This is a genomic window from Ruegeria sp. BE3 (assembly GCF_056538865.1).
Map to the genome: position 1 here is coordinate 397057 of NZ_JBQFTW010000002.1, position 18384 is coordinate 415440.

General features: G+C 58.2%; 20 protein-coding genes. 9 read left to right on the plus strand and 11 right to left on the minus strand.

Annotated features, from left to right (window positions below; translation table 11 throughout):
- On the minus strand, window positions 1–933 hold the full coding sequence (locus ACR0AZ_RS09380) for an MBL fold metallo-hydrolase (RefSeq protein WP_480470838.1): 933 nt from the start codon (window positions 931–933) through the stop codon (window positions 1–3).
- A gap of 116 nt (window positions 934–1049) precedes the next feature.
- On the opposite strand from ACR0AZ_RS09380, the gene ACR0AZ_RS09385 reads away from it, so the two are divergent.
- Together ACR0AZ_RS09385 and gltX are read left to right on the plus strand one after the other, a co-directional pair.
- Window positions 1050–1484 carry a DUF1801 domain-containing protein gene (locus tag ACR0AZ_RS09385; protein WP_480667288.1) on the plus strand — a complete coding sequence of 145 codons (435 nt, stop codon included), beginning with the start codon at window positions 1050–1052 and terminating at the stop codon, window positions 1482–1484.
- Window positions 1485–1544: 60 nt separating this feature from the next.
- The gene (gltX, locus tag ACR0AZ_RS09390) at window positions 1545–2870 is read left to right on the plus strand and encodes a glutamate--tRNA ligase (protein ID WP_480667289.1); all 1326 of its coding nucleotides are present in this window, start codon (window positions 1545–1547) and stop codon (window positions 2868–2870) included.
- Between the two features lie 80 nt (window positions 2871–2950).
- On the opposite strand, the gene ACR0AZ_RS09395 is transcribed toward gltX, so the two are convergent.
- Window positions 2951–3520, minus strand: a complete 570-nt coding sequence (locus ACR0AZ_RS09395; RefSeq protein ID WP_480667290.1) for a gamma-glutamylcyclotransferase family protein — start codon at window positions 3518–3520, stop codon at window positions 2951–2953.
- Between the two features lie 94 nt (window positions 3521–3614).
- Here ACR0AZ_RS09395 and ACR0AZ_RS09400 point away from each other — a divergent pair, with 94 nt between their 5' ends.
- Entirely contained in the window at window positions 3615–4061 is a 447-nt protein-coding gene (locus tag ACR0AZ_RS09400; RefSeq protein ID WP_480470834.1) for an RrF2 family transcriptional regulator, read from the plus strand.
- Between the two features lie 2 nt (window positions 4062–4063).
- On the opposite strand, the gene ACR0AZ_RS09405 is transcribed toward ACR0AZ_RS09400, so the two are convergent.
- Window positions 4064–6592, minus strand: a complete 2529-nt coding sequence (locus ACR0AZ_RS09405; protein ID WP_480470833.1) for an ABC transporter permease — start codon at window positions 6590–6592, stop codon at window positions 4064–4066.
- Window positions 6589–7284, minus strand: a complete 696-nt coding sequence (locus ACR0AZ_RS09410; protein ID WP_480667291.1) for an ABC transporter ATP-binding protein — start codon at window positions 7282–7284, stop codon at window positions 6589–6591. Before ACR0AZ_RS09410 ends, ACR0AZ_RS09405 begins: the two co-directional genes overlap by 4 nt.
- Window positions 7285–7338: 54 nt before the next feature.
- On the opposite strand from ACR0AZ_RS09410, the gene ACR0AZ_RS09415 reads away from it, so the two are divergent.
- Both ACR0AZ_RS09415 and ACR0AZ_RS09420 read left to right on the plus strand, forming a co-directional pair.
- On the plus strand, window positions 7339–7974 hold the full coding sequence (locus tag ACR0AZ_RS09415; protein WP_480470831.1) for an arylesterase: 636 nt from the start codon (window positions 7339–7341) through the stop codon (window positions 7972–7974).
- 10 nt (window positions 7975–7984) lie between these two features.
- Window positions 7985–8599, plus strand: coding sequence for an SOS response-associated peptidase (locus ACR0AZ_RS09420; RefSeq protein ID WP_480470830.1), 615 nt, complete (start codon window positions 7985–7987; stop codon window positions 8597–8599).
- On the opposite strand, the gene ACR0AZ_RS09425 is transcribed toward ACR0AZ_RS09420, so the two are convergent.
- Both ACR0AZ_RS09425 and ACR0AZ_RS09430 read right to left on the minus strand, forming a co-directional pair.
- Window positions 8596–9150 (minus strand): L,D-transpeptidase, encoded by a 555-nt coding sequence (locus ACR0AZ_RS09425; protein ID WP_480470829.1) that lies wholly within the window; start codon window positions 9148–9150, stop codon window positions 8596–8598. The genes ACR0AZ_RS09420 and ACR0AZ_RS09425 overlap by 4 nt on opposite strands.
- A 167-nt stretch (window positions 9151–9317) precedes the next feature.
- Entirely contained in the window at window positions 9318–9524 is a 207-nt protein-coding gene (locus ACR0AZ_RS09430) for a cold-shock protein (protein WP_480470828.1), read from the minus strand.
- 354 nt (window positions 9525–9878) lie between these two features.
- On the opposite strand from ACR0AZ_RS09430, the gene ACR0AZ_RS09435 reads away from it, so the two are divergent.
- Complete coding sequence (locus ACR0AZ_RS09435; RefSeq protein WP_480470827.1) at window positions 9879–10301, plus strand: tellurite resistance TerB family protein; 423 nt, start codon at window positions 9879–9881, stop codon at window positions 10299–10301.
- On the opposite strand, the gene dacB is transcribed toward ACR0AZ_RS09435, so the two are convergent.
- The 3 genes from dacB to ACR0AZ_RS09450 all read right to left on the minus strand — a co-directional run bounded on the left by dacB (window position 10298) and on the right by ACR0AZ_RS09450 (window position 12967).
- Window positions 10298–11776 carry a D-alanyl-D-alanine carboxypeptidase/D-alanyl-D-alanine endopeptidase gene (gene dacB, locus ACR0AZ_RS09440; RefSeq protein WP_480667292.1) on the minus strand — a complete coding sequence of 493 codons (1479 nt, stop codon included), beginning with the start codon at window positions 11774–11776 and terminating at the stop codon, window positions 10298–10300. The two genes, ACR0AZ_RS09435 and dacB, sit on opposite strands and share 4 nt — an antisense overlap.
- 67 nt (window positions 11777–11843) lie before the next feature.
- Window positions 11844–12464, minus strand: a complete 621-nt coding sequence (locus ACR0AZ_RS09445) for a nicotinate-nucleotide adenylyltransferase (RefSeq protein WP_480667293.1) — start codon at window positions 12462–12464, stop codon at window positions 11844–11846.
- A gap of 32 nt (window positions 12465–12496) precedes the next feature.
- Window positions 12497–12967 (minus strand): MOSC domain-containing protein, encoded by a 471-nt coding sequence (locus ACR0AZ_RS09450; protein ID WP_480667294.1) that lies wholly within the window; start codon window positions 12965–12967, stop codon window positions 12497–12499.
- Between the two features lie 138 nt (window positions 12968–13105).
- Here ACR0AZ_RS09450 and ettA point away from each other — a divergent pair, with 138 nt between their 5' ends.
- On the plus strand, window positions 13106–14773 hold the full coding sequence (gene ettA, locus ACR0AZ_RS09455) for an energy-dependent translational throttle protein EttA (RefSeq protein ID WP_480667295.1): 1668 nt from the start codon (window positions 13106–13108) through the stop codon (window positions 14771–14773).
- Window positions 14774–14785: 12 nt separating this feature from the next.
- On the opposite strand, the gene ACR0AZ_RS09460 is transcribed toward ettA, so the two are convergent.
- Together ACR0AZ_RS09460 and ACR0AZ_RS09465 are read right to left on the minus strand one after the other, a co-directional pair.
- Window positions 14786–15346, minus strand: coding sequence for a hypothetical protein (locus ACR0AZ_RS09460; RefSeq protein WP_480470822.1), 561 nt, complete (start codon window positions 15344–15346; stop codon window positions 14786–14788).
- A gap of 1 nt (window position 15347) precedes the next feature.
- Entirely contained in the window at window positions 15348–15785 is a 438-nt protein-coding gene (locus ACR0AZ_RS09465) for a hypothetical protein (RefSeq protein ID WP_480470821.1), read from the minus strand.
- A 468-nt stretch (window positions 15786–16253) separates the two neighbouring features.
- On the opposite strand from ACR0AZ_RS09465, the gene ACR0AZ_RS09470 reads away from it, so the two are divergent.
- Together ACR0AZ_RS09470 and ACR0AZ_RS09475 are read left to right on the plus strand one after the other, a co-directional pair.
- Window positions 16254–17828 (plus strand): lysine--tRNA ligase, encoded by a 1575-nt coding sequence (locus ACR0AZ_RS09470; RefSeq protein ID WP_480667296.1) that lies wholly within the window; start codon window positions 16254–16256, stop codon window positions 17826–17828.
- Window positions 17829–17876: 48 nt separating this feature from the next.
- Window positions 17877–18278 carry a DUF4864 domain-containing protein gene (locus ACR0AZ_RS09475; protein WP_480470819.1) on the plus strand — a complete coding sequence of 134 codons (402 nt, stop codon included), beginning with the start codon at window positions 17877–17879 and terminating at the stop codon, window positions 18276–18278.
- Window positions 18279–18384: the final 106 nt, after the last annotated feature.

Genomic DNA, 18384 nt, shown 5'->3' on the forward strand with positions numbered 1-18384 from the left:
TTAACCCATCATCTGATAGCTGACAGGGACAAAGCGGAATCCGTCGCCGCGGGTCTCGACGAAACCGGCAGCAGGGAAGGGCATGTGATAGCCGATCATTGGTACCTTGTCCGCGGCCAGCATGCCCAGAACATTGCGCCGCGACTGCGTGGCGGCCGCTTTGTCCATATCAAAGCGCACTTCCCATTCAGGGTGTGCGAAGGACCAGACGTAGTGATTTGCAAGGTCGGCTGTCAGAACAAGACGCTGGCCGTTGCTTTCCAGATGATAGACCATGTGCCCCGGCGTATGCCCAAACGCCGCGACCCCTGTGATACCCGATGCAACCTCGCCACCGTCACCGATGAAGGTCATCTTTTCGGCCAGTGGCGTGACTTTGGCTGCAACCAGATCGCCGACCCGGTTGCCCGCGTCCTGTGCCGCCCAGAAATCATACTCGGGCGCAGCGGTCACATAGCGCGCGTTGGCGAAGGTCGCAGCGTCATTGGTGGTCATGCCGCCAATATGATCGGGATGCATGTGGGTAATGACAACCACATCAATCTGATCAGGCGTCACGCCCGCATCCGCCAACGCGGCCTGAATGCCACCTTGTCCAAGGCCGGTATCGAACAGAACCAGCTCGGACCCTGTGTTGACCAGCGTGGGCGTAAAGAAGAACTGCGCAACGTCCGGGGAAATAAAGTTCTCGGCCGAGACATTTGCAAATTCTTCATCAGACGCCCCGCCGCCGAAAATCTCTTGGGCGCCGTCGCGGGGCAGGCTGCCGTCTAGCAATGTGGTGACGGTGAAATCGCCCAGCGTAAAGGATTTGGCGATGGTTGAGTTGGCTTTGGTTTCGGTCCCGGCGGCCAAGAGCGGGGTTGCAGCTGCGGCAAACGGCAAAGCAGCTGCGGAACCCAGTGCAGCACGGCGTGTGAGTTTGATGGTCATTTTTGTTCTCCCTGTCAGAACACCAATAGATGAGTTAGGTCGGCGTGAGTCTCTTGCCAGTATATATCGAGATGATATGGGCTGCGGGGATGAACATTGCGTGTTAAATTTTGTTTATGCCGCGATCTGAGAACAAGACCGTCCCCACCCGCGAAAGCGTCCAAGCGTTTCTGTCATCCGTACAACCGGCGACGAAGGCCGAAGATGCACGAACGCTGGACAGGTTATTCCGCGAAACGACTGGGTTCGAGCCGGTGATGTGGGGACCATCGATTGTGGGTTATGGCCGTTATCACTACCGCTACAAATCCGGGCGCGAGGGGGAATTTCTGGCCACCGGCTTTTCCCCACGCAAGGCGGCGCTGTCGATCTATATCATGCCCGGCTACACGGATTTCAGGGATATCCTGCGCCGGTTGGGCAAGCACAAGCTGGGCAAATCGTGCCTCTATGTGAACAAGCTGGCGGATATCGATCTGGATGTTCTAGGCGAACTGATCCGCGCCGGTCTGGAAGACCTTGAACGGCACTGGCCGGTCCAGCCGACCTGAACGCCTCTACTGGACAATTCGCCAATCCTGTGACAAGAGCCGCGCCAACAGGAGACACCCATGACCACCACCCGTTTTGCCCCGTCGCCCACAGGTTACATCCATGTGGGCAACCTGCGCACCGCCCTGATGAACTATCTGATTGCCCGCAAGGTGGGTGGTACATTCATCCTGCGTATCGACGATACCGACCCCGAGCGGTCGAAGGAAGAATACGTTGATGCGATCAAGCAGGATCTGGACTGGCTGGGCCTGCACTGGGACCGGGTGGAGCGCCAATCTGAACGGCTGGATCGCTATGCTGAAGCTGCCGACAAGTTGCGTGAAATGGGACGCTTCTATGAAGCGTTCGAAACGCCGACTGAGCTTGATCTGAAGCGCAAGAAGCAGCTGAACATGGGTAAGCCGCCGGTTTATGACCGCGCGGCGCTGAACCTTTCGGATGCCGAGAAAGAAGCCATGCGTGCCGAGCGCGGCAATGGCGTCTGGCGTTTCAAGCTGGATCACGAGCGGATTGAGTGGAAAGACGGTATTCTGGGTGACATCTCGATCGATGCGGCCTCGGTTTCCGACCCGGTGCTGATCCGTGGTGATGGTCAGGTCCTCTATACGATTGCGTCCGTGGTCGATGACACCGAGATGGGTGTGACCGATGTTGTGCGCGGCTCGGACCATGTGACCAACACGGCGACGCAGATTCAGATCATCGAAGCGCTGGGCGGTGCTTGCCCGCGTTTCGCACATCACTCGCTGCTGACCGGTCCGCAGGGTGAGGCGCTGTCGAAACGCCTGGGTACGCTTGCGCTGCGTGATCTGCGTGAGCAGGGCGTGCAGCCGATGGCACTGCTGAGCCTGATGGCACGCTTGGGCTCGTCTGATCCGGTCGAGCTGCGGTCTGACATGGCCGAATTGATCGAAGGCTTCGACTTAAACCGTTTTGGTGCAGCTCCGACCAAATTCGACGTGCAGGATTTGTTTCCGCTGACAGCGAAACATCTGCAGTCGCTGCCGCTGACCGATGTGGCAGAGGCTGTTGCGGATGCGGGCGTGCCGGCAGAATTGGCCGAGCCGTTCTGGCAGATGGCGCGCGAGAATATTACCACCCTGGCCGATCTGAAGGGCTGGTGGGAGCTCTGCCGTGATGGGGCCGAGCCGCTGATTGCCGATGAGGATCGCGCGTTTATTACCGACGCTATCGCTCTGCTTCCAGAAGGCCCGTTCGACGGCGAGACTTGGGGTGTTTGGACCAAAGCTGTGAAAGAGGCCACCGGCCGCAAAGGCAAAGGCCTGTTTATGCCGCTGCGCAAGGCACTGACGGGTATGGAGCGTGGACCGGAAATGGCGGCGCTGCTGCCATTGTTGCAAGTCATCCGGGCGCGCGGATAACGACCGCGCCTTATGGCGGGTCGTTCCGGCAGAAGTATATTTGAACTAAGAGGGGGTAGGCCGGTGCGCCTGCCCTTTTGTTATGCTGGGTCTACGATCCTACTGCCTAAACGGGTCAGGTGTTCGTCAACGAAACCGGTCTCGTCCGAATTCAGTTGTTGATGGCGCGGGTAACGGGGCGCGGCACGGTCGTTCAGGATCGGAGCGTCCCAGCCGTCGGTTGTTTTAAAGAAGCGGTCCGCGCCTTCGGGCCCGAATGCACGCAGATAACCCTGAACGACCACGTCGATATAGCTTAACAACAACGGGTGCTGATCTGTTGGTTCGGTGTGCTTGCCTTTCGGGACGGCATAGACCGCGATCTCGACCGCGTGTTTCAGGGGGTGTGTAACGGCGTGCGTTGCGGTGATGCGATCATAAGCCCATTCGCGCTCGTCTAACGCGACCCAGTCATTTCGGGGAACGTGGGCGATCATTCCATCGATCTCTGAGGCCGGGTCAGGGACTGCCGTTAGAAAGGCGACGGGGCGCAGATCCGTATGCCGCCACGCGCGACGCCAACCTTTCAGCTGTGCCGGTCGCGGGTTTGGAAAGTCGTGGGTCGAGAGGTTCACCAGACTGCCATAGCCAAAGAAATAGGGATCTACCATGCGGGCTACGTCCTTCGGTGATGATTGATGTATGTCAAACAATCTTTTTACGAGACATGCAATAAGGCTGCATCTTGAAATTTGGGAGGTCATGATGCGGATCACCAAAAGGACGAACATAGCGGTACGCCTGCTGATGTATTGCGCCGCCCATCAGGATCGGCTGGTAACGAAGGCCGAGATCGCCGAGGTGTGCAATATCTCGGAAAACCATCTGGCGCAGGTAATCAACCAGCTGAGCCAGCTGGAGTATCTGAGCACGCAGCGCGGCCGTAATGGAGGCATGTCGCTTGCGCGACCCGCGGATCAGATCCGGATCGGATCGGTCTTTCGTCACGTCGAAGGTGGTCTTCCGATTGCCGAGTGTTTTGCGGATGCCGACAATACTTGCCCGCTGACCGATGCTTGCCGGTTGCGGCTGGCGCTGCAGGATGCGGCTGAGGTGTTTTACGCCTCGCTGGACGAAATCACTCTGGACGCTTTGGTCTGTGACAACGACCAGTTGCTGAAGATTCTGCAGCCCGTGGCCTGTGTGCGCTGAGATCAGTCGCTGGCCCGCAGGATACGAGCGGGCCGGACCGAGAGCGGGCGCAAGGCAAAAGCCACGCCAGCGCCCAGCGTCACGCCGATGCCCGCGAGGACAATGCCGAGCGCGGATGGCCAGATGATCGTGAATCCGGTGTCGAAGATATAGGTCGCAACGGCCCAACCGCCCAGGATTCCTGTCAGCAGCGCGACACAGCCCGCCGCCGCCCCTAGCAGAATCGCGCGCAGGGCGAAGCTGCGTAGGATGCGGCCCCGATTGGCACCGAGCGTTTTCAGAATTGCAGCCTCATACCGCCGCGCGGGCTCACCCGCCGCTGCTGCGCCGATCAGGACGAGAAACCCGGTCAGCAAGGATATGCCCGCACCATAGGACGTCGCCGCGGCGAGCCCCGCCAACAGACCGGATACGCGGTCGATGGCGTCGCGCACGCGAACTGCGGTGATATTGGGGTACTGCCCCGCGAGATCGCGCAGGATGGCGGCTTCGGCCTGTTCCTCGGCATAAACCGTCGCGATGAAACTGTGGGGAGCACCGGCAAGGGCCGATGGGTTTATCGACATGATGAAGCCGATGCCGGCAGTTGAGAAATCAACCTCTCGCAAAGACGTAAGTTCGGCGGTGATGTCGCGGCCGAGGATATTAACCGTCAGTTCGTCGCCCAGTTTCAGGCCCATCTCGGCGGCTTCTTCGGCGGCAAAACTGACCTGCGGTCGGCCTGTGTAGTCCTCGGGCCACCACGTGCCTTCGGTGATCCTTGCATTTTGTGGCGGCAGATTTGAATAGGTGACGCCTCGGTCGCCTTCCAGAACCCAGTGATCCCCCGCGACCTCGCGGGCGGGCCTGCCATTGATTCGGGTAATGATCCCGCGCAGCATTGGGGCGCTTTCGATACGGCTTACGGCGGGATCGGTTTCCAGCCGCTCGGTAAAGCCCGGCATCTGGTCCTTTTGAATGTCGACGAAGAAATAGGACGGAGCCACATCCGGCAGGTTACCCGAGATGGCGTTGCGCAGGGTTCCATCGATCTGACCCACCGCCGCCAAGACCGAAAGGCCGAGGCCCAGAGACAGCACCACCGAGGATGCGCCCTCACGCGGGTCGGAAATTGCCGACAGAGCCCACCGCAGGGACGGGCGACCTCTGGCCCAGGGCGTACCCATCCGCGCCAGTCTGCGGATCAGGAAGGCCGAGAGTGCCAGAAGTGCAAGTGCGCCGGCCAACCCGCCGCTAGTCCAGAGCGTCAGCCAGGTTGAGCCGCTGAGCCACGAGGCTGCACCGATCAACAGGGCCAGCCCGATTGCCGTTGCGACGACATAGACCAGACGGGGTAGGCTGCGGGTCGTTGACAACGCATCGCGGAACAGGGTCGCAGCGCGCACCTCTTCGGTTCGGGCCAGCGGCCAGAGCGTGAACAGGAAGGCTGTCAGCACCCCATAAAGCGCGGCCTCGGCCAATGGTTGGAGGTAAAGCGAGAAGACGGCAGGGACGGGCAGGCGGGCTTCGATGATGGGGGCGATCAGCAACGGGATCGCTCCACCGATAATGAGGCCCAGGAGGATGCCTATACCCGATAGGACTCCGATCTGGATCATATAGGTCTGGAAAATCGTTGCCCGATCCGCACCGAGTGTGCGCAGCGTGGCGATGGTTTCCGTTTTCTGGGCCAGATAGGCACGTACGGCCGCGGACACGCCGATCCCTCCGACGGCCAAGCCAGAGAGGCCGACGAGCACCAGAAAGGCACTCAGGCGGCCAACGAACTCGGATATACCCGGCGCGCCGTTGCGCGCATCGGTCCATCGCATACCAGTGCCGTCGAAGGTTTGTCCTGCCTCGGTTGCCAGAGCTTCCAATTCGGCGCCCCGCGGTAGATCGAGCCGATACTTGGTGGAAAACAAAGTGCCCGGCGCGAGCAGGCCCGAGGCTTGCAGATCTTGCGTGCGCACCAAGGTGCGTGGCCCCAAGGTGAACCCATCCGCAGCACCATCAGGTTCATGTTCCAGCGACGCCATCAGGACAAAAGACTGGGTTCCAAGGGCGAACTGATCGCCAATTGATAGGCCCAACCGGTCGATCAAAGATGGGTCCATCACGGCCCCTGGCAGACCATCAGCCCCTTTGAATGCGTCGGGCAGGGGCAACTCTGGCAGCAATTGAACCGTACCCACCAGCGGGTAGGCAGTATCCACCGACTTCACCTGCGTCAGGCCACGCTGTATTTCGCCCCCGTTTTCCGTGACAGCCATGGACCGGAAATCAACGACCTCCGAGACCGCCTGCGCAGTCTGTTCCATCCACGCGCGTTCCTGGTCATCAGCAAAGCGATAGGTGAATTCCAGTTGGGCATCACCACCCAGCAGCGCGGCCCCTTCCTGCGTCAGGCCGGTCTGAATCGCCTGCCGGACCGAGCCTACGGCAGCAATTGCCGCAACCCCAAGCGCGAGGCAGGCGAGAAACACCCGAAACCCGCGCAACCCACCGCGCAGCTCGCGACGTGCCAGCCGCCCGGCCATGCGCAGGCTCATTCGGCGGCCTCGCGCTGTGTGTCCTTTGCGATCCGGCCATCCCGCAAACGTATGACGCGGTCGCATTTCTGAGCCAAGCTGTGGCTGTGTGTGACCAGTATCAGGGTTGCACCGTGGCGATCGCGCAACCCGAACAACAGGTCAATGATCGCAGCCCCATTGGTTTCGTCCAGATTGCCGGTGGGCTCGTCCGCCAGCAGGATTTGCGGGCGCGGGGCCGCTGCACGGGCCAGAGCGACGCGCTGTTGCTCACCGCCGGACAATTGCGCCGGATAATGGTCCCGGCGATGTGAGAGGCCTACGGCGTTCAATTCGGCCTCCGCTCGCGAAAACGCATCTTTGTGGCCTGCCAGTTCCAATGGCGTGGCCACATTCTCCAACGCTGTCATCGTCGGGATCAGGTGGAAATTCTGAAACACAACCCCCATCGCATCGCGCCGAAACCGGGCCAGAGCGTCTTCGTTCATCGTGCTTAGATCATGGCCCAACGCGTTGACGCAGCCCGACGTTGCCTGTTCCAACCCGCCCATCAACATCAGCAGCGAGGATTTGCCCGACCCGGACGGGCCGACCAGCCCCAGCGTTTCGCCCTTGTTTAGGGTCAAAGAGATGTCATGCAGGATATCCACCCGTCCGGCATTGCCATCCAGCGATAAAGCGGCATCTTGGAGGGAGAGAACAGGTGTCGTCATCAATCAGCCCAGTTAGGGGAGTACGGTTCATTGGGATATGGCGCGAAACAGAAAATGCGCAAGACTTTGATGGCCGCAGCGTTGATCTGTTGCGGTTTTGCAGCGACTGCCCAGCCGGTCGTGATCGCCGCGTTGGGGGATTCTCTAACGCAGGGCTATGGCTTGCCCGAACAGGATGGTTTTGTTCCGCAGCTGCAACGTTGGTTAGAGGATCAGGGAGCGCAGGTTCAGTTGATCAACGCAGGTGTCTCCGGTGATACCACCGCCGGGGGCGCGGCACGCGTCGACTGGACTCTGACACCAGACGTGGACGGGATGATCGTAGCGCTTGGCGGCAATGATCTGTTGCGCGGGATCGATCCGGACGTCTCGCGCGCCAATCTTCAGGCCATCTTGAGCGCAGCTGAAGCTTCAGAGGTTGAGGTATTGATGATCGGCATGCAGGCCCCGGGCAACTACGGGGCCGACTATAAACAACGTTTCGACAGCATGTATCCGGAACTGGCACAACAATTTGACGCGCTTTATGCCGAGAGCTTCTTTGAGGGTCTGACGGCCTCGGGTGATCCGGCAGCGGCGCGTCAGTATATGCAAGCCGATGGGATTCATCCCAACGCGCAGGGCGTGTCCTTGATAGTAGAAGCGCTAGGGCCCGAGGTGCTGGTGCTGGCTGAGGAGGCCGCTAAATAGGAGGTTTCCGATGCCCGGACGGTTCTTTTTGACACGACCGACGTCGCAGATCGCAGATGATCTGGGAATTCCGGGCAGCATCCCCGAACAACCAGCGCGCCAAAATATCCAGCCGGGAGAGGAGGTGGTTGTTCTGACCGGTACCGGGCTGACCCTCATGCGCTGGGGCATGATCCCGGTTGGCCGGGTGAATGCGCGAGGGCGTCCGGTGATGGAGACGATCATCAACGCGCGCTCCGAGACCGTCTTCGACAAAAGCGCTTTCGAAGGCGTCGGGCGTGCGGTTATTCCTGTTGACGGTTGGTATGAGTGGACCGGAGAGAAGCGGCGCAAAACCGCTTGGCGCATCTCGGCCAAGGATGGATCACCCTTGCTGTTTGCTGCGATCACCGACGTCTGGCAGGCACCCGGAGGGCTGTGCGTTGATCAGGTTGCTGCGGTGACGTGCGAGCCGAATGCGGACGTGAAGCCCATCCATCATCGGATGGGCGTGTTACTAGACCGCGATGGTGTTGAGCTTTGGTTGAACGGAACAGAAGAAGAGGCCCAAAACCTCGCCAGTCCGTGGCCTGACGGATGGCTGCGTATCGAGCAAGCCGACGATGTGGATTGGTCGGCCCCCTAGACCACTGTCACCACGGTTCCGATCGGCACCCGGTTATAAAGGTCGATCACATGCTCATTCAGCATTCGGATACAACCGTTTGAAACGGCATGGCCGATGGTCTGCGGCTGCGTGGTGCCGTGGATACGGAAATATGTATCGACCCCATTCTGGAACAGATAGAGCGCGCGTGCGCCCAGAGGATTGTCTCCACCACCGGGCTGGACATAGTCGTTGTCCTTGAATTTGGCGTAAGTGACCGGGTCGCGCTCGATCATCTCGTCGGTTGGCCGCCAAGTCGGCCATTCTTTCTTGACGTCGATGGTGGCCGAACCCGTGAACTCGAGGCCGGCTTTGCCAACGCCGCACCCGTAGCGGACAGCCTTGCGGGGTTCGGTCACGTAATAAAGGTAGAATGACCGCGGTGCGACCAGCAGCTGACCTGGCTGAAACTGCTTCTTAATGCGCACAAACTGCGGTGTCGGGTCGTATTCGACCGCTTTCTTGGCACTGGCTGTGCCGGGCAGCAGGCAGACAGCTGTCCCAGCCACAAAAGCGCGGCGAGTGAACATATTGCGTCCCTTCCAAAGACCAATGAACTTTTGATCCTAGTCTTGAAAGGATAGCCGATTTGGTCAATCGGCGGGGATGCATAACTGAAATGTGATGTATTCTGCGGGCCACACATTAGTCGTGGCCAAGGAAGAGGGCGGAGAGAAAGCTCCGCCCTTTGAACGGCTTAGGCCAGTTCGATATTATCCGCGCTTTCGCGGCCATCACGGCCTGCGCGCAGCTCGTAAGTGACTTTCTGGTTGTCGGCCAGGCCCGTCAGGCCCGAGCGTTCGACAGCTGAGATGTGCACGAACACATCTTTGCCGCCCTCTTCGGGTGCGATGAAGCCGAAGCCTTTGGTGGTGTTGAACCATTTTACGGTACCTGTAGGCATATCCGTTGTCTCCTGTTTTGGTGCTGCCCACGGAGTTGCGGCAGCCTGGCGTCGTCGGTCTGGATCGAATGACTGAGCGCCCATGAAGGAGACAGTAGGTCGAAATAGAAAAACGTTAGCGTTGTGGATATGGCATTGAGACGAACGCGTGGCAAGAGAGGAGTGTTCTGGTCGCGACGCCGTTTGGGAGATCGTTATCCGAATTGCGCAAGAATTCTCCGAGAGTTTGGGCGTCCGCATGTGCCTACATTCATTGCGCACGGCACTGGAACGCCAACAACACAAACAAGCGGTTGAACCTGTTCGCACCCCCTCCTATCGTGCGCGTGTAATATAACCATTCAGGACGATAATATGACCGAGCAAATGCCACATCCCATGTCTCCGCAGGATTGCCTTGTGGCGATCATGGTCGCGGTGTCCGCCTCGGATGAAACCATTCGCACCGCCGAACTGGTCAAGATCGAAACCGCGGTCAACATGCTGCCGGTCTTTGCCGACTACGATATCGATCGCACCCGCCGCGTATCGCAAATCGTGTTTGATCTGTTTGAGCAAGAGGATGGGTTGGACGCCCTTTTCGGTCTGGTTCGCGAAAACCTGCCCGAACGTCTGAATGAGACCGCCTATGCGTTGGCCTGCGATGTGGCTGCCGCCGATGGTTCATTGGCTGAGACCGAGCTGCGCCTTCTGGAAGAAATCCGCTATGAGCTGAGCATCGATCGCCTGCATGCCGCCGCCATCGAGCGCGGGGCACGTGCACGGCATACCATCTAGCTGCCGTAAAGCGAGCCCCAACGCTCCAACAACGCCCGTTGCAATTTGCGTGATTTCCGGTTCCAAGGGCGCGCGCCTTCGGGTCGTTCGCGATTTGCGCGCGGGATTTTGGCGCGATAGGCGACATCTGCGGTGAATATGGCAAAGGCGAGTTCTATCCCATCTGTTGTAGTCAGATAGCCACCAAGACCTGAGACGAAGTTCAGCGTTCCAGTCTTTGCATCCACCCGGACCGGATGGTTCTTGACCGGTCGCCCGTTCTGGTCGGTCAAGGCAAATGGTTTCAGCAACGGTCTCAGCTGATCAGAGCTGCCCGCCGTCGCCAATATCTTGGTCAGCGCCACGGGCTCCATGCGCGACGCATCCCCGAGCCCCGAATGATCCACCATCGCAATCCCGTCCGCTCCATACCGCTCGGTCGCCCAGCGGTTCATTTCTGTCGCTGACTCTGCGAGGTTCTCAGGTCTTATCCCACGCGCCTTTGTGGCCGCCATACCGACCATCTCGGCGGTGATATTGGTCGAGTATTTCAGCATTCCCTTCAAAATGCTCTGTAGCGGGTCGCTTTGATGGATCACCAAAGGCACCCCCTGCGAGGCTTGTTGGGTTACCTGTACCCGGCCCAGAACAATCCCGTTCACGCGCGCCAGCGTTCGGAACACATCGCCTGCATAAAGCGCGGGCTTGCGCACTGGCAACCACCGCGCGCCCCCATTGCCCAACGCGCCTTTGGCCACGGTCCACCGATCCTGTCTTGCACTGGGCTGATAGGTGTAGATAGGAAGACTACGGCTTTCGATCCGCATCGTGGCCATATCGACCGAAGGCGTGTATTTTGTGCTACGGGCGTCCATGGTCACGCCATAGCCATCGCTTTCGCGCTTCCATTCGAAATGCACCCGGTTGAAATTCAAAGAAATTCCACTGATTGCCGGGCTGTAGCCCAGATGATCGGGCTGCCCCGGTTCAATGCTGAAAACATAAGGCAGCGTTCCGTCATAGACCTTGAACGCGCCGCGCACCTCGGTAATCCCGGCCTTGCGCAGATTGGCCGCGATTGTGGCCAGCGCATCTGTGTCTAGCAGCGGATCACCGCCTCCGGCGAGGATCAGATCGCCCTTCAGGATTCCGTTTTCGATCGGACCATCCGCGATCAGAGTTGTTTCGAACCGAAACTCAGGACCCAGAACATCCAAGGCATAAAGCGCGGTCAGAGCTTTGGCGACGCTGGCAGGTGGCAAGCTTGCGCCTTCGCCGAATACCTCCAATGGCGTTCCGGTTTTTACATCGGAAACGGCAAAGACAACTTCGCCCCGCAGCCCTGCGGCCTTTACAAGCCGCTCGGAGGCGCTCACCAACGGTCCGCGCAGTTGAGGGCGCAGAGACACCAAAGGCGCCTCGGCAAGGCCCGTGCCCGGAACCAGAGACGCCCCCAATCCACTCAGAAACAAACGACGCGAAATACGATCAACCATGGGTCTATTAGAATCCCAGAGCTTAAATATAGACAATCACTTGATTAAGATTATGCGCTGACTGGAGTCATTCGGGCAACACCCCATCGCCCCAGATGCCGCGATTGCGAAGATCAGTTGAACTGACGTCAACCATCGGCACGTTCACGAAACACCAGGCCGGAGCCTCGGCCCGGCCCAGCAAATGCCGCGCCTGCCCGTCGATGCGGTATCTGGCATAGAGCCGCGCCGCCGGGGACATCCGCGCCGAAATCCGATCCCCCGGTCGCGCCACGACGCCAACGGGAATGCTATCCATGATCAGCCGCCAGTCTTTCCACTTGTGAAACTGCGCCAGATTATCCGCGCCCATCAGCCAGACAAACCGGACCTGCGGATAAAGCCGTCGCAGCGCCACTATAGTATCCGCCGTTGCCCGTGTGCCCGTGAACGTCTCGATATCTGTGATCTCGACCCTTGGGTGCTGCATCACTGCACGCGCGGCCTTCATCCGCTGTGCCAGAGGCGCCGGTCCGTGTGTTTTCAAGGGATTGCCCGGAGACACCAGCCACCACACCCGATCCAGCCCGAACGCCTTCAACGCCTCGCGTGCGACATGAACATGACCGCGATGGGGCGGATCAAAAGATCCGCCGAACAGCCCGATCACTTGTCCTGGCCGCGCATATGGAATGTGGTATCGCTCCATCCCTCGCTGATGTTCAGAACTGGGAGGCGTTGTCAATCAACAGGTTGCACCGCATCGCCCAGCTTTACGCGCCCGGGCCGGATAACTTCAGCGCACCAACCCCCATGCCCGCGCACGGCAGAGTAGCCACCTGCGCCCAACGCCTCCTCCATCCGGCTGCAGGGCGCACAGATTACGGTAAAGCGCAGAATGGCATCACCAACCTGCACCTCACGCCCCTTGAGCGCTGCCAGATTGATCCCAGACACCACCAGATTGCGCCGCAAGATGTCAGGCGGAATCGATCCTCGCCCCAGATACAACCCAATCGCCCTCAGATGCTCTTGCTGGATCAAAGTCACCGCCCGCTTGCCCGCGCTGCTACGGTCGCCGTCGAGGCCAGAAACGGAAATGTTAGCTGTATCCTCTGAAACCATCTCCAGTCGCCGTTTGGGTCGCAAGCCAATCCATTCAATACGACCCGGCTGCGCCCAGCCCGCGATCAACTCTGCCAGTTCAGACAATCCAGTCTCTCCTATCGGTTGAAGCTCTTTAGCCCATACAAGCACGGTGCAAAATTCACAAAACCACCAGCTTGCCCCGCTCGCCCGCCTCGGATATCCAGCGTTTCAACTCAATTTCCCCGACCCAGAGGACGCGACATGGCCGCCTATCAATATGTCTACCACATGCAGGGTGTCTCAAAGACCTATCCCGGTGGCAAGAAGTGCTTTGAAAACATCCACCTCAGCTTTCTGCCCGGCGTGAAAATCGGTGTCGTCGGCGTCAACGGCGCGGGTAAATCGACGCTGATGAAGATCATGGCGGGCCTCGACACCGATTTCACCGGTGAAGCATGGGCCGCCGAGGGTGCCAAGGTCGGCTATCTGCCACAGGAACCGCAGTTGGACGAGTCCCTCACCGTCCGCGAAAACGTCATGCTGGGCGTGGCCGCGAAAAAGGCAAAGGTCGATCGGTTCAACGAAATCGCCATCGAGATGGCGGAGAACTATTCCGACGAACTGATGGAAGAAATGACCTCCCTGCAGGACTCCATCGACTCCGAAAACCTTTGGGACCTCGACAGCCAGATCGACGTCTCAATGGAAGCGCTGCGCTGCCCGCCGGACGATGCCAACATCGCCAACCTCTCGGGCGGTGAGAAACGCCGCGTGGCGCTCTGCAAGCTGCTGCTGGAAGCGCCCGACATGCTGCTGCTCGACGAACCGACCAACCACCTGGACGCCGAGACCATCGCCTGGCTGCAACAGCACCTGATCGACTACAAGGGCACCATCCTGATCGTCACCCACGACCGCTATTTCCTCGATGACATCACCGGCTGGATTCTGGAACTCGACCGTGGCCGCGGCATTCCCTACGAGGGAAACTATTCCGCGTGGCTGGAACAAAAAGCCAAGCGGCTGGAACAGGAAGCCCGCGAGGACAAGTCCAAGCAGAAGACCCTGCAACGCGAGTTGGAATGGATGCGCCAAGGCCAGAAGGCCCGTCAGGCCAAATCCAAGGCCCGGATCAACGCCTATAACGAGTTGGCCGACCAGTCCGAACGCGAAAAGCTGACCCGCGCCCAGATCGTCATCCCCAACGGCCAGCGCCTCGGCGGCAAGGTGATCGAGGTTGAGGGCCTGTCGAAGCACATGGGCGACAAGCAACTGATCGAAGGGCTGGACTTTGCCCTGCCCCCCGGCGGCATCGTCGGCGTCATCGGCCCCAACGGTGCCGGTAAATCGACCCTGTTCAAAATGCTCACAGGTCAGGAACAGCCCGACGCAGGCACCATCACGCTGGGCGATACCGTTGAACTGTCCTATGTCGACCAGTCCCGCGACGACCTGAAAGACAACGACACCGTGTGGGAGGCGATCACCGGCGGCGCCGAGATCATCCAGCTGGGCGACGCGCAGGTCAATTCCCGCGCCTATTGCTCGTCCTTCAACTTCAAGGGCGGCGACCAGCAGAAGAAGGTCTCGTTGCTGTCAGGTGGTGAACGCAACCGCGTCCACATGGCCCGCCTGCTGAAAGAGGGCGGCAACGTCCTGCTGCTCGACGAACCGACCAACGACCTCGACGTTGAAACACTGCGTGCGCTGGAAGACGCGCTGGTCGATTTCGCCGGCTGCGCCGTCGTCATCTCACACGACCGCTTCTTCCTAGACCGGATTTGTACGCATATTCTGGCCTTTGAGGGCGATGCCCACGTGGAGTGGTTCGAGGGCAACTTCGAGGATTACGAAGAGGACAAGAAGCGCCGTCTGGGACCGGACGCGCTGGAGCCCAAGCGGTTGAAGCATAAGAAGTTCGCGCGGTAAAGGTTCCGGTTCTTATTGAACAGCAAGAGCTCCAGATATCGAATTTAAGACGACGGTGAACTCAGCTATTTTCCAAGTTAGCTGATTTACCAATCTTCTTGATTCCTCATTTGCCGCGTCGTTCGGGCCAAATTTTTGAGCTTCGAGTTGAATCATAAGCTGAGCTATTTGATTGCAGCTTGATGCAGCGTAATCTGCCAGATCCTTCACGGTGGTAATTTCAACCCCCTGCCGCTGGATCATCCTTAATGTGTTTTGAGCTATGAGGCCTTGATCAATCAAAACGCTTTCGAGCTCTTCCTGAGGTAAACTCGTATATAGTTCACGAGCTGTTTCAAGACTGCCAACAACATCAGAAAAAGAACCAACATCGCTTATCGATATCTCACCACCTTCAGCTTGGGAGAAAGTCGAAAATACAATCGAAAAAGCAGACATAGTAATCTCAGAGGCAGAGCTGAACTGAAGCACTGTATCCTCTGAAATGTTGTCATTCGTTTGAGGTTGAAACAACCAAGCAAACGAAACATTTGGAAGCAATAATACCAGAACAATAGCGATCTTCTTTAGCATATCAGCAGTCTTTCAATATTTTGACGAAGTCTTCCGGATAGCTGCTAGCCTCTAACATGGGCATAGCCATTTCATTAAATGAAGGGATCAAGTACACAGCGCACATGTCTTCCTTGGCGCGCTTCCACACTGAACTATCGATAAGACCGTTGTCATAGAAAACGTACTGCTCTGACAAAAAGCTCAGTGTTTTGCGGACAAGGGTCCGGTATTTTATCTCAGCTTGGTCTACTCCGAAAACTCTAGCTGCGATTTCCGGATTATCAGCCAAGTCTTGAGAGAGATCTCTCCCACTATTAAGTAGATTAGATATCGCCTGCGCTTGCACGGCGTTTCTAGTCAATTTGAATTGCCAGAAACTCAGCCCTAGGGCTACAACCGCCAAAATTGCCGCCGCAGAGCTTATTTCATCTTTGTAAGTCTTCAAAAAACAAGCCATTACACTACCAATGAACCACATTCTTAAAATACAAATCAGGATAGAAATTTACGATTTTTTTGCAAGCTTTTTGACCCTGTTCCAGTTAAGCCAGACCGTTTGATAGCAAGCGGATGATGGGATTACACTCCATCACTCACTCGAAGAACATACCCGAACAGCCGCACCATCTTTTCCCGCGCACCAAACCATATCCAACTCCATCCTCTCAGATGATAGGGTGAAACCCCATCCTACGGCTCTCCGAACGTGCCATCGGTGACCACACCACGCCACGCCGGATCAACCCGGCCTGCGCGAATATCGCGATGGATTGACGAATACGCCCAATCGGTCAGAGGCTTCGCCAACCACTCAACTCCCAAAAATGCCCGTGCTTTGTTGACTCATGCTGCACCGGCACAATAGGAGGGGTCGGTCGGCTGCATAGGGCGGCGGGCTGATTTCTTCCGATGGAGCTGAACTACTATGTCTGAACTGCGTGAAACCGCGATGACGTCCAAGGCGTGGCCGTTTGAAGAGGCGCGTCGGTTGCTCAAACGCTATCAGAAAGGTGCTCCGGAGAAGGGGTTTGTGCTGTTCGAGACAGGCTATGGCCCCTCGGGCCTGCCGCATATCGGAACCTTTGGTGAGGTGGCGCGGACCACGATGGTCAAGCGCGCGTTTGATGCGCTGTCGGACATCCCGACCAAGCTGATCTGTTTCTCGGACGATCTGGACGGGATGCGCAAGGTGCCCAGCAACGTGCCGAACCCGGAGATTCTCGAGCAGCATTTGCAGCGCCCATTGACCTCGGTGCCTGATCCGTTCGGCGAATATGACAGCTTTGGCGCGTATAACAACGCGATGCTGCGGCGGTTCCTCGATACCTTTGGGTTCGAATACGAGTTCTACTCGGCCAAGGAATTCTACGAATCCGGTCAGTTTGATGAAGTGCTCAAGCTTGCGGTTGAACGCTATGACGAGATCATGGCGATCATGCTCAAAAGCCTGCGGGAAGAGCGCCAGCAAACCTATTCGATCTTCCTGCCACTGCATCCTGAAAGCGGGCGGGTGATGTATGTGCCGATGAAAAAGGTCTGTGCCGAGACATATACCGTGACCTTCGATGATGAGACGGGCAAGGAATGGACTGTTCCAGTCACCGGCGGCAATGTGAAGCTGCAGTGGAAGCCGGATTTCGGCGCGCGCTGGGCAGCTTTGGGCGTCGATTTCGAGATGTACGGCAAGGAACATGCCACCAACGAGAAAATCTATGACTCGATCTGTAGGGCACTTGGCGGTCGCGCGCCCGAGCATTTTAGCTATGAGCTGTTTCTGGACGAGAATGGGCAGAAGATTTCCAAGTCGTCGGGGAATGGTGTGTCGATTGACGAATGGCTGACCTATGCGCCGACCGAGTCGTTGGCCTATTTCATGTACCAGAAGCCCAAGACAGCAAAGCGGATGCATTTCGATGTGATCCCGAAAGCCTATGATGAGTATCATCAGCAGTTGCGGGCCTATCCGGGGCAGGACCTGAAAGCGCAGTTGAACAATCCGGTGTGGCATATCCACGGCGGAGAAGTTCCTGAATCAACGCTGATGGTGCCTTTCGCCATGTTGCTGAACCTCGCGTCCGTGTCGGGGGCTGAGGACAAAGAGGCGCTGTGGGGCTTCATCCGTCGTTATGCGCCGGAGGCTACGGCCGAAACGCATCCCGATCTGGATCAGGCGGCGGGCTTTGCGGTGCGCTACTTCAACGATTTTGTCAAACCGACGCGCCAGCATCGTGCGCCGACGGATCAGGAGCGGGATGCGCTGGAGGCGTTGAAGGCAGCCCTAGAAGCTTATGATGGACCGATGGAAGATGAGGCACTGCAATCGGTGGTCTATGCCATCGGGCGCGAGCGGTTTGATCCGATGCGCGGCTGGTTCACAGCGCTTTATGAAGTGCTGCTGGGCGCGTCGCAGGGGCCTCGGTTCGGTGGGTTCATCGCGCTTTATGGTGTGCCGGAAACCATTGCTCTGATCGACAAGGCATTGGCCGGAGAACTGGTCTGATTTGACCTGACCTCGTGTGGGGCTACCCTTGGTTCAGGAGGTGGCCCCATGCGTCGACTATTGCTTGCTGTATCTCTGAGTGCCGGGCTGGCCTCGGGCGCTTTTGCGCAAAACGCCGAGATCGAGGCAAATATCTCGGCGCAGATACAGGCCTTCAAGGCGGATGATTTCGCCACCGCTTTCACCTTTGCCAGCCCCAATATCCAACGCCTGTTCGGGTCGCCCGAGAATTTCGGTATCATGGTGCGGCGCGGCTATCCAATGGTCTGGCGCCCGACAGATGTAAGGTTTCTGGAGCTGCGCGAGATCAATGGTGCCTTATGGCAGAAGGTTATGGTGGTGGACCGAGATGGTCGTGTCCATATCCTCGATTACCAAATGATCCGGCAAGAAAACGGCTGGAAGATCAATGGTGTGCAATTGTTGGGCAACTCCGATCCGGCGGCGTGATGCAACACCACCGTCACGGTGATATGAGCTGCGATTAATTCCTTTTCGATACCAAGACCTCCGCGCTCGGGGAATGTCCTGAGCTTTGGGTTTTGGCGCGCGATGG

Excerpts from the sequence above, each read along its gene's own strand:
- ACR0AZ_RS09380 (WP_480470838.1), bottom strand. The coding sequence starts at position 933 with ATGACCATCAAACTCACACGCCGTGCTGCACTGGGTTCCGCAGCTGCT.
- ACR0AZ_RS09385 (WP_480667288.1), top strand. The coding sequence starts at position 1,050 with ATGCCGCGATCTGAGAACAAGACCGTCCCCACCCGCGAAAGCGTCCAA.
- gltX (WP_480667289.1), top strand. The coding sequence starts at position 1,545 with ATGACCACCACCCGTTTTGCCCCGTCGCCCACAGGTTACATCCATGTG.
- ACR0AZ_RS09395 (WP_480667290.1), bottom strand. The coding sequence starts at position 3,520 with ATGGTAGATCCCTATTTCTTTGGCTATGGCAGTCTGGTGAACCTCTCG.
- ACR0AZ_RS09400 (WP_480470834.1), top strand. The coding sequence starts at position 3,615 with ATGCGGATCACCAAAAGGACGAACATAGCGGTACGCCTGCTGATGTAT.
- ACR0AZ_RS09405 (WP_480470833.1), bottom strand. The coding sequence starts at position 6,592 with ATGAGCCTGCGCATGGCCGGGCGGCTGGCACGTCGCGAGCTGCGCGGT.
- ACR0AZ_RS09410 (WP_480667291.1), bottom strand. The coding sequence starts at position 7,284 with ATGACGACACCTGTTCTCTCCCTCCAAGATGCCGCTTTATCGCTGGAT.
- ACR0AZ_RS09415 (WP_480470831.1), top strand. The coding sequence starts at position 7,339 with ATGCGCAAGACTTTGATGGCCGCAGCGTTGATCTGTTGCGGTTTTGCA.
- ACR0AZ_RS09420 (WP_480470830.1), top strand. The coding sequence starts at position 7,985 with ATGCCCGGACGGTTCTTTTTGACACGACCGACGTCGCAGATCGCAGAT.
- ACR0AZ_RS09425 (WP_480470829.1), bottom strand. The coding sequence starts at position 9,150 with ATGTTCACTCGCCGCGCTTTTGTGGCTGGGACAGCTGTCTGCCTGCTG.
- ACR0AZ_RS09430 (WP_480470828.1), bottom strand. The coding sequence starts at position 9,524 with ATGCCTACAGGTACCGTAAAATGGTTCAACACCACCAAAGGCTTCGGC.
- ACR0AZ_RS09435 (WP_480470827.1), top strand. The coding sequence starts at position 9,879 with ATGACCGAGCAAATGCCACATCCCATGTCTCCGCAGGATTGCCTTGTG.
- dacB (WP_480667292.1), bottom strand. The coding sequence starts at position 11,776 with ATGGTTGATCGTATTTCGCGTCGTTTGTTTCTGAGTGGATTGGGGGCG.
- ACR0AZ_RS09445 (WP_480667293.1), bottom strand. The coding sequence starts at position 12,464 with ATGGAGCGATACCACATTCCATATGCGCGGCCAGGACAAGTGATCGGG.
- ettA (WP_480667295.1), top strand. The coding sequence starts at position 13,106 with ATGGCCGCCTATCAATATGTCTACCACATGCAGGGTGTCTCAAAGACC.
- ACR0AZ_RS09460 (WP_480470822.1), bottom strand. The coding sequence starts at position 15,346 with ATGCTAAAGAAGATCGCTATTGTTCTGGTATTATTGCTTCCAAATGTT.
- ACR0AZ_RS09465 (WP_480470821.1), bottom strand. The coding sequence starts at position 15,785 with ATGGCTTGTTTTTTGAAGACTTACAAAGATGAAATAAGCTCTGCGGCG.
- ACR0AZ_RS09470 (WP_480667296.1), top strand. The coding sequence starts at position 16,254 with ATGTCTGAACTGCGTGAAACCGCGATGACGTCCAAGGCGTGGCCGTTT.
- ACR0AZ_RS09475 (WP_480470819.1), top strand. The coding sequence starts at position 17,877 with ATGCGTCGACTATTGCTTGCTGTATCTCTGAGTGCCGGGCTGGCCTCG.